Annotated in this window: 17 protein-coding genes and 1 pseudogene; 5 read left to right on the forward strand and 13 right to left on the reverse strand. The window is 64.9% G+C overall.

Features of this window, described 5'->3' with window-relative positions; all coding sequences use genetic code 11:
* Positions 1–110: 110 nt before the first annotated feature.
* Positions 111–674: pseudogene (locus QJT78_RS31365) on the forward strand (adenylate/guanylate cyclase domain-containing protein); the annotation flags it as partial.
* Positions 675–787: 113 nt separating this feature from the next.
* On the opposite strand, the gene QJT78_RS31370 reads toward QJT78_RS31365, so the two are convergent.
* From QJT78_RS31370 to QJT78_RS31380, 3 genes are all read right to left on the reverse strand, one after another.
* Positions 788–2,011: an ABC transporter substrate-binding protein gene (locus tag QJT78_RS31370; RefSeq protein ID WP_028147909.1), complete on the reverse strand. Its 1,224-nt coding sequence runs from the start codon at positions 2,009–2,011 to the stop codon at positions 788–790.
* 166 nt (positions 2,012–2,177) lie between these two features.
* A complete protein-coding gene (locus QJT78_RS53215; RefSeq protein WP_309249046.1) occupies positions 2,178–2,639 on the reverse strand; it encodes an AraC family transcriptional regulator in 462 nt (153 codons plus the stop codon).
* Complete coding sequence (locus QJT78_RS31380) at positions 2,633–3,241, reverse strand: AraC family transcriptional regulator ligand-binding domain-containing protein (RefSeq protein WP_240537526.1); 609 nt, start codon at positions 3,239–3,241, stop codon at positions 2,633–2,635. Before QJT78_RS31380 ends, QJT78_RS53215 begins: the two co-directional genes overlap by 7 nt.
* A 192-nt stretch (positions 3,242–3,433) precedes the next feature.
* Between QJT78_RS31380 and QJT78_RS31385 the strand changes: the two genes are divergently transcribed.
* The gene (locus QJT78_RS31385; RefSeq protein WP_240537525.1) at positions 3,434–4,588 is read left to right on the forward strand and encodes a DUF3047 domain-containing protein; all 1,155 of its coding nucleotides are present in this window, start codon (positions 3,434–3,436) and stop codon (positions 4,586–4,588) included.
* Between the two features lie 122 nt (positions 4,589–4,710).
* Here QJT78_RS31385 and QJT78_RS31390 read toward each other — a convergent pair whose 3' ends face one another.
* The 5 genes from QJT78_RS31390 to QJT78_RS31410 all read right to left on the reverse strand — a co-directional run bounded on the left by QJT78_RS31390 (position 4,711) and on the right by QJT78_RS31410 (position 8,842).
* A complete protein-coding gene (locus QJT78_RS31390) occupies positions 4,711–5,643 on the reverse strand; it encodes a carboxylesterase family protein (protein ID WP_028147911.1) in 933 nt (310 codons plus the stop codon).
* A 143-nt stretch (positions 5,644–5,786) separates the two neighbouring features.
* A complete protein-coding gene (locus tag QJT78_RS31395) occupies positions 5,787–6,302 on the reverse strand; it encodes a hypothetical protein (protein ID WP_049807504.1) in 516 nt (171 codons plus the stop codon).
* 20 nt (positions 6,303–6,322) lie between these two features.
* Complete coding sequence (locus QJT78_RS31400) at positions 6,323–6,898, reverse strand: FAD-dependent oxidoreductase (RefSeq protein ID WP_157790240.1); 576 nt, start codon at positions 6,896–6,898, stop codon at positions 6,323–6,325.
* Positions 6,895–7,944, reverse strand: a complete 1,050-nt coding sequence (locus QJT78_RS31405) for an FAD-dependent oxidoreductase (protein ID WP_038942542.1) — start codon at positions 7,942–7,944, stop codon at positions 6,895–6,897. The genes QJT78_RS31400 and QJT78_RS31405 overlap by 4 nt, the downstream gene beginning before the upstream one ends.
* Before the next feature lie 328 nt (positions 7,945–8,272).
* Complete coding sequence (locus QJT78_RS31410) at positions 8,273–8,842, reverse strand: alpha-ketoglutarate-dependent dioxygenase AlkB (protein WP_028147914.1); 570 nt, start codon at positions 8,840–8,842, stop codon at positions 8,273–8,275.
* Positions 8,843–8,921: 79 nt separating this feature from the next.
* Between QJT78_RS31410 and QJT78_RS31415 the strand changes: the two genes are divergently transcribed.
* Complete coding sequence (locus QJT78_RS31415) at positions 8,922–9,062, forward strand: hypothetical protein (protein WP_007597071.1); 141 nt, start codon at positions 8,922–8,924, stop codon at positions 9,060–9,062.
* Here the strand turns inward: QJT78_RS31415 and QJT78_RS31420 are convergent.
* Genes QJT78_RS31420 through QJT78_RS53220 form a run of 4 tightly spaced genes read right to left on the reverse strand, consistent with a single transcriptional unit; the run spans position 9,059 to position 12,858 of the window.
* On the reverse strand, positions 9,059–10,645 hold the full coding sequence (locus QJT78_RS31420) for an ATP-binding protein (RefSeq protein WP_028147915.1): 1,587 nt from the start codon (positions 10,643–10,645) through the stop codon (positions 9,059–9,061). The two genes, QJT78_RS31415 and QJT78_RS31420, sit on opposite strands and share 4 nt — an antisense overlap.
* A complete protein-coding gene (locus tag QJT78_RS31425; RefSeq protein ID WP_038942537.1) occupies positions 10,642–11,346 on the reverse strand; it encodes a response regulator transcription factor in 705 nt (234 codons plus the stop codon). Before QJT78_RS31425 ends, QJT78_RS31420 begins: the two co-directional genes overlap by 4 nt.
* A gap of 16 nt (positions 11,347–11,362) precedes the next feature.
* Positions 11,363–12,430, reverse strand: coding sequence for a DUF4173 domain-containing protein (locus tag QJT78_RS31430; protein ID WP_312016839.1), 1,068 nt, complete (start codon positions 12,428–12,430; stop codon positions 11,363–11,365).
* Positions 12,337–12,858: a hypothetical protein gene (locus QJT78_RS53220; RefSeq protein WP_312016840.1), complete on the reverse strand. Its 522-nt coding sequence runs from the start codon at positions 12,856–12,858 to the stop codon at positions 12,337–12,339. Before QJT78_RS53220 ends, QJT78_RS31430 begins: the two co-directional genes overlap by 94 nt.
* A gap of 188 nt (positions 12,859–13,046) precedes the next feature.
* Here QJT78_RS53220 and QJT78_RS31435 point away from each other — a divergent pair, with 188 nt between their 5' ends.
* Together QJT78_RS31435 and QJT78_RS31440 are read left to right on the forward strand one after the other, a co-directional pair.
* Entirely contained in the window at positions 13,047–13,658 is a 612-nt protein-coding gene (locus QJT78_RS31435; RefSeq protein ID WP_244433247.1) for a hypothetical protein, read from the forward strand.
* Complete coding sequence (locus QJT78_RS31440; protein WP_249169706.1) at positions 13,591–14,394, forward strand: glycoside hydrolase family 3 N-terminal domain-containing protein; 804 nt, start codon at positions 13,591–13,593, stop codon at positions 14,392–14,394. The genes QJT78_RS31435 and QJT78_RS31440 overlap by 68 nt, the downstream gene beginning before the upstream one ends.
* Here QJT78_RS31440 and QJT78_RS31445 read toward each other — a convergent pair.
* Entirely contained in the window at positions 14,391–16,013 is a 1,623-nt protein-coding gene (locus tag QJT78_RS31445) for an ABC transporter substrate-binding protein (protein ID WP_028147919.1), read from the reverse strand. The two genes, QJT78_RS31440 and QJT78_RS31445, sit on opposite strands and share 4 nt — an antisense overlap.
* Position 16,014 lies beyond the last annotated feature (1 nt).

Consider the following 16,014-nt stretch of genomic DNA (forward strand, 5'->3'; position numbering starts at 1 on the left):
TCTCCGTCGTTGCCGCCTCCATACCCCCCGCCAACGATTTGCAAACACGTTGATCAACAGACTGCAATCCCCACGCCAAACCTTTGCGAGTGGGACGCGAACGTCGCTTACAGTTCATCGGCGATGCCATGCTGATCTTCTTCGGCGACCCCGAGACCAGGGGCGACCGTGCGGACGCTGAGGCCTGCCTCCAGATGGCCTGGCGCATGCAGCAGCGCCTTGCCGAGCTCAATGCGAAGTGGCGCGCTTCCGGCATCGAGCAGCCGTTCCGCTCGCGGATGGGCATCAACTCCGGCTATTGCAATGTCGGCAATTTCGGCAGCAGCGACCGCATGGACTACACCATCATCGGTGCCGAAGCGAACCTCGCCGCGCGCCTGCAATCGATCGCCGAGCCCGGCGGCATCGTGCTGAGCTACGAGACCTTTGCTCTGGTCAGCGACATCGTCCGCGCCCACGCGCTGCCCGCGATCACGATGAAGGGCATCAGCCGAGAAATCATTCCCTATTCGGTGGATGCGCTCAACGACGCGGCGGCGGAGAAGAGCGGTGTCATCACCGAGCGCGCGCCCGGGCTCGAGCTCTATCTCGACCCCGCCGTGGTGAAGTCAGGCGATGCCGCGCGCGTCCGCTCGCTGCTGGAAAACGCGCTGGCTTCGCTGAAGCCGGCGTGAGGGTGCGCTCTTACCCTCCCCTGGAGGGGGATGGTCGATCGCGCGCAGCGCGAGCGGGGTGGGGTGATCTCTCAACACGGGCAGTGTTCGATGCGGAGAGACCGACGCGAGACTCACCGCGCCGCCCCTTCCGTGAACGCGGTCTCGATCACGTCGCCAAAAGGCTGCCAGGAACGGCCGTCGAACTGGACAAGCCGCATCTGCTTGATCGGCAGGTAGCTGTTCGGCGAGGTGTTCATCCTGATGTTGGGCAAGGCGACGGAGGGCTGCTGATCCCGCAGCGAAGCCGCCTGACGCATGATGTTCTCGCGCGACAGGTCGTCGCCGCATTGCTTCAGCACCTGCGTCAGCGCCTCGGCCGCGGCGTAGCCGTAGAGCGCGGCACTGTTGTTGGTGCTTTCGGCGTGGTGGTACTTGTCCATGAAGGCGAACCAGTCCTTCATGGCGGGGTCGTTCTTCCATGCGGGGTCGCTCGGATCCTTCAGGAAGGCCGCCGAGATCACGCCGGCCGAATTCTCCAGGCCCGCGGGCGCCATCGCGTTGGCGATCGAGGCGGAGGCGTCGTTGACGATGATGACCGGGCGCCATTTGAGTGACGCCGCCAGCTTGATCACCTTGGACGCCGTCGACGGCACGCCGAGGAAGACGAAGATGTCCGCGCCGGCGCGCTTGAGGATCGAGACGTGCCCTTCGAGATGCTCATCGTTGATGTCGAAGGCGATGTCGACGAGGACGAGGCGGTTCAGGTCGCCAAGACCTTCCTGGATGCCCCGGTAGAGCATGCGTCCGAACTGGTCGTTCTGCCAGAGCACCACAATCTTCTTCTTGGGATAATAGGCCTGGATGTAGTTGGCATAGATGCGCCCCTCCGACCGGAACGACGGCTGCCAGCCCATGGTCCAGGGAAACGCCTTGGCCTGGCTCAGCTCCTCGTCGCCGGAGGCGACGAACAGCTGCGGGATTCTCTTCTCGTTCAGGTACCAGCGCGTGGCGATATTGCCGGGCGTGCCGAACGAGCCGAACATCAGGTGCACGTCGTCCTTCTCGACCAGATTGCGCGTCAGCTCCAGCGCGGTGGCCGGATCGGAATTGTCGTCGCGCGTGATGAAGCGGATCTTGCGGCCGTTGATGCCGCCGCGCGCGTTGACCATGTCGAAATAGGCGGCTTCCGCCTGGCCGATGGCGCCGAATTCCGAGAGCGGTCCCGAATACGGCATGACATTGCCGATGCGGATTTCATCGCCGGAAATGGGCTGCTCCGAACGCTGCTGGGACATCGCCCCCAGAGAGGCGAGAGCGGCAATCAAGACGAACAGCAGTCTGCCGGTGACGCGCATGCTCGACACCTTGTCGTTGGCCCCCAACGAGGTCGGCTTGATCCGCACCAAGGCGAGTTGATCTACGTCAAGCGTTTGGCAATCCTGTGGCCGGTTGCGACAGCCGCGCGAATGAAACGGCAGGCGTGCTGACGCGACGCTACGGCAGCCGGGGGCGCGCGTTGCGCTATTCTGACCGGCCCGGGAACATCTTGGCGGCGCGTTCCGTGTCCGGCCGCCGTCGCGATTCGAGCAGACGTCGCCAATGGGTGGGAGGCACGCCGCTCCAGCGCTGGAAGGCCCGGCAGAAATGGGCGGGATCGTCATAGCCAAGCATGGACGCAATTTCGCCGATCGATCGGTCCGTCCGGCACAACAGTCGCACCGCCCGGCGCTGTAGCGCGTTTCGCAGCAGGTCGCTATAGCTCAGGCCGACGTCGCTGAGCCTGCGCTGCAGAGTCCGTCGCGCGAGTCCCGACCGGTCTCCGATGCGTGAAAGGGTCGGACGCCGATCGAGCAGCTCCAGTTCGATCAGGACGGACAGACGGCCCGGTAGATCTTCCGGATCCGGCAGGTCAAAGATGCGCCCGAGTTCGCTTGCGCTCAGCCCATCGTCTTGTTCTAGATTTGGATTGACGGCCGTCAGCAGTCGCCGGTCGAAACGATCGCGCTGGCGGTGTTGCCGATTGCCGTGTCCGTGCCCATCAACTCGCCGACCGGACTTCGCAACCGGTTTGCGATATCCTGAAGGACGATCCGGCTCGGCAGCCAGCCGGGACCGGCAAAATGCCTGATGACGGCAATCATGTACCAGATCGCGAGCATCTCGTTCTGTTGGCGCCCGTCGCGCGCAGGGTCGGTCAATTCATACGACCAGTGAATGTCGCTGTCGTAACGGCGGACGACCAGCTGCGTGGCGTTCTGCAGCATGTGCGGCAGGCTCGTCCCGGCGCGCTGGATTGCCTCGAGCAAGGTCGGGGCCTGAGTCACCCATCTGCCGAAGACTCCGAGGCCCGCAATCGACGTCTGGCGACCAAGCCGGGCCGCAAAGACTTCGTCGTGCAATTCCCGCGAGGTTACCATCAACAGCCGGAAATGATCGCGCAGTGGCAACAGCGTGTCCGGGGATTCCAGCAAGGCAAGAGGAAGATCGGCGCGGCGAAACACCCGCTCGATCGATCCCCCGGCGGCGGTCACGACCTTGGCGATCGGACCGAGCGTGCTCGCGCGTGTGTAACCGGTCTGGTGCATCTGCCCTCACGCGCCAAACAGGCGGCCAAGTCGGCACGTCATGGCAGGCTGAACTCGGCGCGAAAGCATAGCATTCGAATCCCGATGGAATACGGCCAAACGCCCGTGTCGCGTAGGGGCAGGGAGGAATGCATGTGCTTTGCTTGTCTTGGCTTCTCATCACCGGCCGGGAAAATTTCCCGACGTGACGTCATGTTACGCGCATCGGCGCTCGGCCTTGTCGTGCCCTTTGCCGGTCCCGCATTGCAGACCGCGCGTGCGGCAGAGCAGGGCGCTCCGGCGCCAGCGGATGTGGTGAGCGGAATCAAGGAAATCATTGCGAAGGCGAATTCACCGGAACTGGTCGCCTACAAGGCGTTCGAGATCAACGGCGCCGATCTGCCCTGGACCGATCTCGGTCTCGACGCTACGCGCGGCCAGCAGGTGACGTTTCTCCTGAGCGGTCGCATGTGGCTGTCCCGTGAGCACGATCTCTGGTTCGGTCCCGGCCTGATCTTCCACGCGCGCACGCGCGGGCTACGGCCGATGTACAACCCGATGCTGGATACAGGAACCATGACGGTCGCCCACGATGGACGCATCGAGGTCGCGCGTTCGGCTGCGGAATGGGCCAACGAGGACGGAGCACTGGGTACGCCGGAAGACATCTACAAGAAGGCGGATGTCAAGATGACAGGTGTCGCCCTGCTGTGGCGCGGGGATGCCAGCGTCGGCGTCAAGAGTCTCCTGGCGCATGGCGACGTGGGTGGTCAGCTCAAGTCCGAGCTTGCGCGTCTCGAGCGTGGCGGCCAGCTGCCGGCTGGGTGGTCGAACCTGCTCGGTTTCGGGGGTGGACAGCAAGTCTTCAGTCAGGATGCCGACGGCGAGATCGTCTGCGACATCACGGGCCATGTCAGCATCATCGAGAAATCGCTGCCGCTTCCATTGGCCTCCCGTCCGCGCCTCGCATGGCGCTGGAAAATAGATCAACTGCCGTCCGTCGTCCCGGAGGACCAGGCTGCGACCCACGACTATCTTTCGATCGGCGTGAAGTTCGAAGACGGACAGGATCTCACATATGTCTGGAGCGAATATTTGCCTGAAGGCAAGGTCTTCCGGTGCCCGTTACCCGCCTGGAACGCGATCGAGACACACATGATCGTACGTTCCGGGAAGGCGGACCTCGGAACCTGGCAAGCGCAGGAGCGCGACATCGCAGCGGACTACGCCGCCCATATCGGCGGATCGGCGAAGGCCATCTCGAAAATCTGGCTGCTGGCCGTGGCGCCGTTCCAGCGCCGCCACGGCGCCTGTCGCTATGCCGATATCAAGGTCACCACCGGTGACAACGCCGTGCACAAGGTTTAGCGCGCGAAGGTGATTTGCCAACAGGGGTAGAACAGCGGAGCCGTGCTCTTCATCCGGGTCGCAGCTCGACCGTTCAAAAGCGGCGTCTTGAGCCTGTGGCCTAATCTGAAGCAAGCTCGCTGCTACGGCAGCTCCCGCGCCTCGAGCTGATGCACCAGCAGCAGGGTCGGTTCGGCGAGGCTGTCGCTGGAGCCGTCGAGGCCGAAGGCGGCGGCGATGCCGTCGCGGCTGCGCAGCAGCGTGCTGCGCGGGCAGTGGCCGGCGCCGCACAGCGTCTTCTTCAAGGTCTCGCCCTGCGCCACCAGGTTCGCGGGATCGTTCGCGGCCCAGGCCAGCACGATCGGCGCATCGACGTTGAGGATGCCGGGGAAGACGGACCGCTTGTCATATTGGGTGGGGTCGGTGCCGAGATAGGCCTTCTCGCGCTCGCTCGCGTCCTTGCCCGCGCGGTAGATCCCGGACACCAGCACGACGGCCGCGACATCGGCACGGTCGGTCTGGAACTCGGGATGCGCCAGCAAGGTGGCGACATGGAAGGCGCCGGCGCCGTAGCCGACCGCGACGATCTCGCGGGCATCACCATTGAACAGGTCGATATTCCCGTGGACCCAGGATAACGCCGCCGCGACGTCGGTTGCACCCATCGGCCAAGTCGCCGCAGGCGCAAAGCGATAGTTGACGCGCACGCCGATCATGCCGTTGCGCGCGGCAAAGCACATCGCCTGGTCCTGGACCTCGCGGGACAGGTCCGGCGCGCCGCGATCGCCGGTGAAGGTGTCGCCCCCCACGAACAGCAGCACGGGCCGGGGCGTATCCGCCTTGGTCTCGCTGCTGGTGGCGACGTCGAGTACATTGGCCTCGCTGTCGCCGTAGCGCAGCCCGCGCGAGAAGGAGATCTGCTCGCACAGCCGCGCGGTGCCGCCGGCGGTCGTGTCGTTGTCGGTGAGGCCCACCCGGACGAGATCAGACGGCCCCGTGAGCCGCGCCGGCAACGGACCGTGTGCGGAGGCTGCCGTCATGCCCAGGATGAGGAAGAAAGCGAGATAATTCTTCATGTTGGTATGTTGGTGCCGGCCCTGCGTGCCCGATATGGGTTCGCGCGTTTGGCCTGTCTTTTCAATTCGCCTTATTAGTTAGTTGGTCTTGAGGCGATTTCACGGCACCCGGTTTCCTACCCATGTTCTTGCCCATGCGCGGTTCAATTCCCCGGCTGGAACGTGCAGTCGGCTCCGCTGCCGTCCTTGCGGCGGATGGCATTGGGGTCGATCGTGCAGCTCAGCTTGCTCAGGCTCTCGAAGTTCGATCCCGCCGCACCATCGGGCGGAATGCCGGCGAGCGCTTCGGTCGCGAAAATTTCATTGGCCGTCGAACCGTTCACGGTCCTGCTCTTCTTGCCGAAGGTCAGCTCGCAATTGCGTAGCGTGATGTCGACATTGCCGGTGCGGCAGACGATTCTGTCCACGGTCACCACGATCGGCTTCTTGTAGGAAATCTCGGCATTGGCGGCGAACAGCATCGCCACCGCCTTCCTCTCGGCGCCGGTCAGGTCCGGCGACAGCGGCGCGATCACGCCCGCGAGCGCCAGCGCCGTCGAGCCCGAGACTTTTGCAGGCGTTGCCCCCGAGGCTCCGGCGGCGTTGAAGGCGCCGGCAAAAGCGAGCGCGGAGAGGATGCGGGCCCAAATCCTGGATCGAGCCCCTGTCGTGAATGTCATTCGCGTCGCTTCCTCTCCGGTCACGGCTTCGCCGCCGCAAGGCGTCCCGAGCCTATGACAGAATTGCTAGTCCGGGCAGAGCCATGCGCTTCAGGCTGCTTGTCGATCGCCTTGATGATCGCAGCCGCCGCCGTCTGGCCGGACTGGAGAGCGCCTTCCATGTAACCGAAATACGCAAAGCAGGTGTGCTCGCCGGCAAAGAACAGGCGGTCCTCGAAGCCCTTGGCCAGCAGCGGCCCGGCGCGGCAGACCTCGCCTGGGGCGGGACAGGAATAGCCGGCGGCGGTCCATTCGTCGCGCGGCCGGGCCATGAACTCCGGCTGATCGGCCAGATGCGCGACATAGCCCTTGTAGACGCTGCCGATCTGCTGCGCATAGAACGCGTCGACCTGCGTCTGGTCACCGGGCTGGTAGTGCTTGAGAGCTTCCGCCGCGACGTCGGCGCCGGCGAACAGGCTGAGCTCGACCGGGTGCTCCGGCGGGGCGATCTGGTTGTCCGTCCCTTCCCAGGTGACACCGAACTGGTTCGAGATGGCCGTCGGGGCGAGGCCCTCGCCGATCCAGAAGCGCTTCTTGAGCGGGCTGAGATATTTCACCGCCGTCCCCATCGTGACGTAGTAATCGTGCGGCAGGTGGGGCTGATCGTGATCTTGGCGTTGGGTGAGTCCGGCCACAGGCTCGGCGGTATCGCGAGCACGGCATAATCGGCGGCGAAGGGCGCGCGTGCCGTTCCGTTGCCGGAGGGGCTGAATTCCAGGGTCACGCCTTCGCTGTCGATGCGGATGGCGCGCACCGGCGTCGACAGGTGGGTGCTGGCGCCGTTGCTCTCGATGTCCCGCGCGAGACGAATGGCGAGCTCCTGATTGCCTTCCGAGCAGCGCAAAGTCTCGGTCTGGGTGAAGAAGGCGTCGATCTGGTTCTTCATCCGTCCGCCCGCGACGACGGCCAGGTTGGCGAGAAGGCTCTGCTTGGTGGTCGGCTGGCCGGCGTCATTGGAGAACTGCTCCTCCATGGCGTGCTTGGTGAGCTTCGAACAGTCGAGGCTGGCGATCCAGTCCGCAATCGTCCTGGCGTCGAGTTTCCTTGCGCCCTTGGCGCGCCAGGGCTTGTCAGGCTTGACCCTGCCGGCCCAACGACTGAGCTTGCCGAAAGCATCGTCCATCTCGTGATAGACCAGCTTCATCTGGCCGTCGGACAGCTTGTGGCCGTCGAGAAACACCGGCATGTCGAGCTCGAGCGCGTCGAAATTGGTGTCCGAGGTGATGACGGACAGGCCGAGCTCGAATCGCTTGGCATATTTCAGCCAGAGCGGATGGTTGTAGCCGATCAACTCGCCGCCGGCCTCGACGATCCCGCTCGGCTTCTTCTTGCTGAGAACCCGGCCGCCGAAGCGGTCGCGGGCCTCAAACAGCGTCACCTCGCAATGCGCGACGAGCTCGGAGGCCGCCATCAGGCCGGCGAAGCCGCCGCCGATGATCGCGACTTTCGGGCGTCGCACCGCCAGCGCGCGGAGCGCGGTGGGTGAGCGGATTGTGGGCGGGGTGGGCTGAAGGGCGAGCTTGTCCTTGACCCGCCGCTGGCGCTCCGCCCCCGAAATCCTGGGCCCGTAACGCCGGTGCAGCCGCGCAAACAGCGAACGCATCGCGAGCTTCCTTTGAAAATGTCTTCTGCCGGGACGGCGCCGTGCCGCGCCCTGAAATGCTGCAACATCGGTTAAAAATAGACCGGCCGATAGAAGCGAGATTAACTTACAATCTTGCGGAGAGTCGAGTGGCGGCTTCTCTTCCGCCCGACGTCTTGTCCCTGGCCGGCAATTGATGGGAAAATCCGCGAACCGCGCGGCGATTGCGCGGCGCGGCTGTTTTGGCCCGACGTGTCAAACATTTGAGGCGCGCGACCGCGGCCGCATGCAGGCCGCGCGTTCTACTGTGCATGGGGTTGTTTTCGCAGTTTTAGTTTTGGACCGGCCGCTATGCCCGCTTCATCGTCCGGAAGGTGATCGAATAGCGGCGTGCCTCGACCGGCGGGATGCTGTGCTCCCATTGCGACCGCGCCTCGCCGTCCATCAGGTAGAGCGAGCGCGGCAGGGCTTCGAGCGCGTGGCGCTCCCATTTGTCGCCGCTACGGCGGCGGAAGCGGAATTTGCACGGCGAGCCCAGCGACAGGCCGAGGACCTCCTTGAAATGCAGCTTATCGCGGTGCCAGCCGATGCCGACGCCGGCGTCATATTCGGTGCAGAGCACCTGCCGGACGCTGCCGTCGGCGAGGCCCGCCCAGGCCTCGACCTGCCGCGCGACGGGCAGGACCCAGTCCGGGATCGGCTCGGCCTCGGCCAGCCGTTGCAGCGAATAGTCATAGCGATAGCCGAACGACGCCACCCGGCGGTTGCCCTCGAAGGCGCCGAACTGGAAGCGCTGCAGCGGCAATGCTGCGATGCGGCCGATCAAGTCCTGCTCGACGGCGGCCTCGACGAAGTCATCGGTATAGCGAAGCCCGGCAGGACCGGCTTGCGGGTCGGCGAATAGACCAAGCTGCGTCATTGCTCGCATTTCCGTGATGGAACCTATTGGCGGCTGATGCGACTTACATAGGACACGGAAAAAAACGTGCGAGGCTGTCATGGCAGAGAAGCATACCGCCGATCCGGCAGAGATCATGCGGGCGACCGGTCATCCTGAGCTGGAATATGCCGCCGGCTGGACCATCGCCGGTCTGGTCACCATCGGCACCATCGTCGCCGCCTGGGTGTTCGCGATCTAGGCTATCGGAAACTGGAGCTCGAAGGCCGCGCCCTCGTCGGTCGGCTTGAGCCTGATCGAGCCGCCATGGCTCGCCATCACCGCGCGCGCGATCGCCAGCCCCATCCCGGTGCCGCCCTGGTCGCGGCGGGTGGTGAAGAACGCATCAAAGATCCTGTCGCGGTTCGGCGCCGAAATCGGCTCGCCGTCATTGCTGACCGTTACAAGCAGGGTCGTCCGCTCGTCCACCGCCTCCAGCCTGATCGTGCTCGCCCTGTGCCGCATCGCGTTGTCGGCGAGATGCGACAGCACGATCAGCGCCTTCTCGCCGGACATGCCGATCGCCCTGTCGAGGCGGCCGCTGGCCTCGATTGAGCTTGCCGGAAACCGGCTCCGGAGGTCGGCGATCACGGGCGCAAGCTCGGTGCGCTCGTTCTGCGGCAGGCTCTCGGCGCGGGCGAGCTCGCGCAGTCGCTGCGCCATCGCCTCCAGCCGCTGCGTGTCCGACAGGATGTTGGCGATGAACGTCTTCTGTTCGGCCGGCGTCAGGCCCTCAGGCTTTCCTTGAAACGAATCCTGCAGCAGCTCGGCCGCCCCCTTGATCGAGGTCAGCGGCGATTTCAGCTCGTGGGTGAGGTGGGCCGAGAACGTCGCGATATAGTCCGAGCGCCGCGCCAGCTGCTCGGCCATGCCGAGGAAGCTGTGCGAGAGCTGGGCGAATTCGCGGGTGCCGTAATGCCGGAGCGGCCTGAACGCCTCGCGATCGCCGCGGCCGATCCGCGCGGCGCGGTCGATCAGTTCGCGCATCGGCAGCGTGATGGTGCGCGAGAATACCAGGCCGATCGCGATCGTGCCGAGGATCACGGCGAGCCCCGCCAGCACGAACTTGGCCCGCTCCTGGTAGAGATGGTCAAAGATGTTGCTCGGCGTTCGCGTGGTGTAGATCACCCCGGCGACGCGGTTGTTGACGATGACGGGCATCGCCGAGAACACGTGCACGCCGAGGCCGCGGCTGAACGAATAGATCGGCGGCGGCGGTCGATCCGGGACGCGGTTGCGCAGCGTGGCGCGGTACTGCCCGTGCAGCGCGTCCGCGACCTCCTCGATATGGGCGAGCGATTGCCCGACCTCGTAGCGCCCGGCGATCACCACGCCCTGCGGATCGAGGATGCGAAAGCCCGCCAGCGTCACCTTCTGGGTCTCGCGGATGATCGGCGTCAGCTTTGCGCCGATCTCGACATAGGCTGGCTGCGCCGGCTGGGGCGCGGCTTGCGCATCGGGCCGCCGCCGCAAGAGATCGTTGGCGGTGAGGTCGAGCGCGGGACGGATCGGGGTGACCTGGTCGCCGGGGTCAGGCAGCACATTGGGCGGCACATCGGCGCCGAGCGTCAGGCCGCTGTCGAGCCGCGCCGTGACCTCCTGCGCATAGATCGTCGCGAGCACGCGGCTCTGCGCAATCAGCTCGGCCTGGGTCTGGCGGATGAGCTGGTTGTCGTAGAGGCGGAAGAAGAACAGGCCGACCAGCGGCAGCACGCCGACGGTCGCCAGCACCGTGAAAATCACGAGGGTGAGCGACGGCCGCCATTTGTCGGGCGCTGCGCTCATGCCTCTTTCTCGCAGCGGCCGAGCTTGAAGCCGACGCCGTGGATGGTCTCGATCACGTTCTCGCAATTGTGCGCCGCGAGCTTGGCGCGGATGTTGCGGATGTGGCTGTCGATGGTGCGATCGGAGACCTGGATGTTGAGCTGATAGGCCGCCCGCATCAGCTGCTCGCGGTTGAACACCGAGGTCGGCCGGGTCAGGAACGCGCGCAGGATGCCGAACTCGATCGCGGTCAGCTTCAGCGGCGTGCCGGCAAAGGATGCGACATGCTGCTCGGGATCGATCAGCAGGCCGCCTTGCGACAGCGCGCCCGGCCCGGCCTTGGCCTCGCCATTGCGCGGGCTGAGGCGGCGCAGGATGACATTGACCCGCGCCACCAGCTCGCGCGGGCTGAACGGCTTCGTCACGTAATCGTCGCCGCCGATCTCGAGGCCGAGGATGCGGTCGATCTCCTCGTCGCGCGCCGACAGGAACAGGATCGGCACGTCGGACGTCTTGCGGATCTCTCGGCAGACGTCGAGCCCGTCGAACTCGGGCATGCCGATGTCGAGCACGATCAGGTCGGGCTTGTTGGCGGCAAAGCGGGTAAGCGCCTCCTTGCCGTCGCGCGCCTCGATCACGTCCATGCCGGCCTTCTTCAGGGCGACGCGGATGACCTCGCGGATGTGGCCCTCGTCGTCGACGATGAGAATGCGATGCGCCAAGAACCTCTCCGCTTCCTCAGCCTGCCTGCTGATCCTTCGCCTGCGCGTCCAGCCTGCGCTGGAGCCGCCAGCTTCGAAAGCCCCAGCTCCGCCAGGCCAGATCCTGGCGCTGCTGTTCTACAAGGCGGTCGCGGCGCGACACAAGGCAGCTCTCGGGGGCGCCGGGCCGGAGCAGAAGCGCCTTGTCGATGGCAGGCAGCGCCTGCGGCCCGAGCGTCAGGAGATAGTTGATGTCGATCTGCACGCCCTTGCCCGAAGCTTCCCGGCTGTGGACGACATTGTAGTCGGCAATGAACGCATCGAAGTTCACGAGCGAGCAGCTATAAAGCACGATCGTCAGCGCGATCAGATTGGCACCGACGAGCCACTGGTTGGACCGGTTGAGCGCGATGCGCGCCACGATCAGGACCAGCCCGAGCGCCACCAGCCCCATCCAGATGAAGGCCGCGATGCGCCAATAGGTCAGCATGTAGATATCGACATAGAGGTCGAGGCGGAGGATGGAGGAGGCGACGAGCAGCACGTTCTGCCCGACCCAGAGATAGACCAGCGGCCGGATCACCTTCGATTTCTCGGCCGCCCCGCCCGGGCGCATCGCCACCAGCACGAAGGCGGCGGCGAGCAACGCGGTCGCTATCAGCGGATAGGCGCCGCGATGGGCGTAGGCCGCATAGGTCAAATTGTCGGGCAGCGCCACATGGCCCCAGAGATAGATCCCGTCGAGGATGGACTGCGCCGCGAACAGCAGGTTGAACAGGATCAACGAGCGCAGGATGGTGGAGGGGTTCAGAAATTCGGCCGAGACCAAGGGCGGGAGCGGGGGCGGCACGGGGCCGTCGGCAACGGCGGTGGTGACAATCGTCCTGCGCCGCCAGCGCACATGGATGAACGGCCAGACCAGCGCCAGCATCATGGCCCAGAACAGCACGCGCGGGATGCTGATATATTCGAGGATGAGCTTTGGATTGAGCAGGGACACCCACTGCTCGATCACCGGATTGGCCGCAGCGAACAGCGCGACGAAGACGGTGCCGAGCGCTGCCGGGAGCAGCCAGAGCGCAAGGCCGCGGGTGAACGCCGACATGTTGAAGACCTGGAGCGCCTCGAGGAAGAACCTGAAGGGCCGAACAGGACAAAATTGCGCAGCGCGCGGGCTCGCTCAGCGAACCCGGTCGTTTCAGGATTGGTCGCGATGAGAAGCGCAATGGCCAGCGCCATGGTGAGGATCAGGAAGGACAGCATGTTGAGCTCCTCGACGGCCGGAACAAGGCCGGCGACGAGAATGGCCGTGCCGATCATGGCGCGCCGCAGATCCAGGGCCGCATGATTGAAGAGCACCAACACGCAGGCCATCGCGACCGCAAAGAGCGTCAGCGCCAGCCCGATCCGCTGGCCGTAGAACAGCCAGTCGGCGAGCGCGGCCAGCACCAGCGTGAGGCCGACCTTGGCCGGGATCGAGGAATGCCTGATCGGCTGGATTTCCGCTGCTATCGTCGAAGCCAGGCTCGTCATGTTCAAATGACCTTTCGTGATGGGTGGCATCACGAAGTCTGAACGGCGCTTGTGCAGAAGGCGGGACCATCGTCTGCACAGTTTCAGGAGTCTTTTGCAGTTTTCGTGCAGGCGCGCGTTTGGCTCTCGCACAGCGTGATTCGCTTTGATAGGTGCAAGCATTCGCCACTCATAGCGTGTGACGCATCATGCAATTCCTCGGTCGTATCGGTCTCGTCCTGCTCTGGCTGGCCGCGCCGCTCGTCGCATTTGCGGCGGCCAACAAGAACGATCCCTATTTGGTCCCGCTGCGCGGCGCGGGAAACCTCGCGCTTGTCGTCGCAAGCCTCGCGATCGTCATCGTCCTGCTGCGCAGAGGGCGTTGGCGTACCGTTGCGGGCAAGCTGCTCGTCGCGCTCTGGTGCCTGCCGCCGATCCTGATGTCGGCGGCGCATCTCAAGTTCGAGCTGCGCAAGCACGATGTGCTTGCCGCGAGCGCCACCGAGGCAAGTCAGCTCGGACCTCACTTCATGGTGGGCTATTCCTCCTTTCCCGAGGTTGCGCGCCTTGTCGAGCAGGGCTTGATCGGCGGCGTCTACGTGACCCGGCGCAACATCCGCGGCCGGACCGTCGAGACGCTGCGCACCGAGATTGCGGCGCTCCAGGACAAGCGGCGCGCCGCCCGCCCGCCTGCCGCCGCTGGTCGTTGCGGCAGACCAGGAGGGCGGCATCGTCGGACATCTCGCGCCGCCGCTGACGAAGGTGCCGGCGCTGGCGACGCTCAGCGGGCTCGCTCCCGACGAACAGCAGGCCAGGGCTGAAGAGTTCGGCCGCATCCACGGCCGCGAGCTCGCCGGGCTCGGCGTCAACCTCAACCTCGCGCCGGTGCTCGACCTCAAACCGCCGGTCCGGCGCAATCGCCTCGATTTTCATACGCTGATCGGTCAGCGCGCGATTGCGACCGACCCTGCCGTCGTCAGCACGATCGCGAGCGCCTATGTGCGCGGGCTGGAAGAGTCAGGCGTCGGCGCTACGCTGAAGCATTTTCCCGGCATCGGCCGCGTCCGCACCGACACGCATCATTTCAGCGCCAAGCTCGATACGCCAGTGAAAGAGCTCGAAGCCACCGACTGGCTGCCGTTCCGCGAGGTGCTGTCGCATTCGCGCAGCGCGCTCATGGTTGGGCATGTGACGCTCACGACCGTCGATCCCGATCGCGCGGCCTCGCATTCGAAACGCGTCATTGATGGCATCATCCGCGATAAGTGGGGTTACCAGGGCATGGTGATGACCGACGACCTCGTGATGGGTGCGATCTACCAGCACGACGTCTGCAAAGCCGTGGTCGAGGCGATCAACGCCGGCGTCGATCTGCTGCTGGTTGCCTATGACGGCGCACAATTCTACCGGGTCTTCGCCTGCGCGCTGGATGGGGCGCGGCAGGGCAAGCTCGACGCGGCGATGCTGCGCACGAGCGCGGCACGGTTGGCGCGGGGCTTCCCGACCGAGCTGGCGCGGGCCGCCTCGGACGTCGTCCGCGTTGTCGAGCGGCATTAGCCCTTCGCGAACTGGCGGTAGTCGGGTTCGCGGTGAAACCAGAACTCGTAGCCGGTGATGGCCTTCTGCATGGCGACGTCGTGGATCGGCTGGTTGAGCGGAACGACGGGAACGTCGCGCATGCAGAGCGCGATGAAATCCTTCACGCACCGGTCGTATTCCGCCGCATCCGCCGTGAAGCGCGCCTTGTCGATCAGCGCGTCCATCGCCTTGTTCTGGTATGAGGAGATGTTGAAGATCGAATTATTGCCGTGGAAATTCCAGTAGAAATAGTACTCGGGATAATCGAGCCAGCCGCTGAAGCGGTTGAGCGCGAGCGGCAGCTCCTTCTTGTTCAGCGTCGTGCGCCAGTTCGCGCCGGGAATCTTTTCGATCGACGCCTTGATGCCGATCTTGGCGAGACTTTCCTGGATCAGGATGGCGGTCGGCTCACCGACGGTCGCAGTCCCCGTGTCGAGCGACAGGGTCGTCTCCAGGCCGGACTCGAAGCCTGCTTCCTTCATCAGCGCCTTGGCCTTGTCGAGATCGGTGATGTAGGGAAACGGCTGTGGCCAGACTGGTTTTGAGACATCGGCGGCACCGCCATACATCGGAACGGCGCGGCCGAAGAACGCGCTGCTCTGGATCTGCTCATAAGGCATCGCCCAGGCGATGGCCTGCCGTAGCTTCACATTGTCGAACGGCGGCTTCGCCGTGTTCAGCGCGACGTACCAGAGCGCGTTCGGGATCGGCACCCCTGATACCTTGACCTTGCCCTCCCGAATGATCTGCTCGAAGTCGCGTGGCGCAAAGCCGCTGGAAATGTCCGCATCGCCTCGCTCCAGCATGGCGCGGCGTGTGCCGGCGGAGGGGACGTCGCGCGCGATCACGCGCTTGACCTTCGGCCGCGGTCCGCTCTTCCAGTCGTCGAAACGGGCCAGCACGGTCTCGCTGCCTGGCTTCCAGCTTTCGATCCTGTAGGCGCCGCCGCCGGCCTCGTTGGTCCTGAGCCACGCGAGCGCCCAGGGATCCTCCGCCGTCGCGTTCTTCTTGGCGAGTTCGGAATTGATGATGAAGGGGACGACGACAGCGACGTTGAACAGCAGCATCTTGTCCTTGCGGACATAGTCGATGCGAAAGGTGTGATCGTCGACCACCACGAACTGCTCGGGCTTCTCCAGCGAACCCGCCGACATCTGGAAGGTCGGGAAACCGCCGACCTTCACCGCGCGGTCGAACGACCATTTGACGTCTTTGGCCGTGACCGGCGTGCCGTCGTGGAATTTGGCGTCCTTGCGAAGCTTGAAGGTGCAGGACATGCCGTCGGCGGCGACCTCCCAGCTCTCGGCGAGTTCAGGCGCGAGCTTCTCGCGATCATAGGACACGGTCCCATCGGGCAGCGTCTTGGAGGCGTACGTGAGCAGCCGATCGTAACAATTCCAGGACAGGCCGTTCACGGTCTGGTTGGAGCCGACGCCCTGCATGTCGAGCGAGTTCGGCCCGAGCTCCTGCACCACCAGCAGCGTCTCGCTACGCCCTTGGGCAGTGGCGAAGCGAGGTGCGATGGCGGTCAATCCGGCTGCGCCAAGCCCTCCCAGCAACACATTGCGGCGGCTGATGTCGAAAGACGATGCGTTCATC

Origin of the sequence: Bradyrhizobium sp. Mp27 (genome assembly GCF_029953005.1) — a bacterium.
GTDB classification, from domain to species: domain Bacteria; phylum Pseudomonadota; class Alphaproteobacteria; order Rhizobiales; family Xanthobacteraceae; genus Bradyrhizobium; species Bradyrhizobium barranii.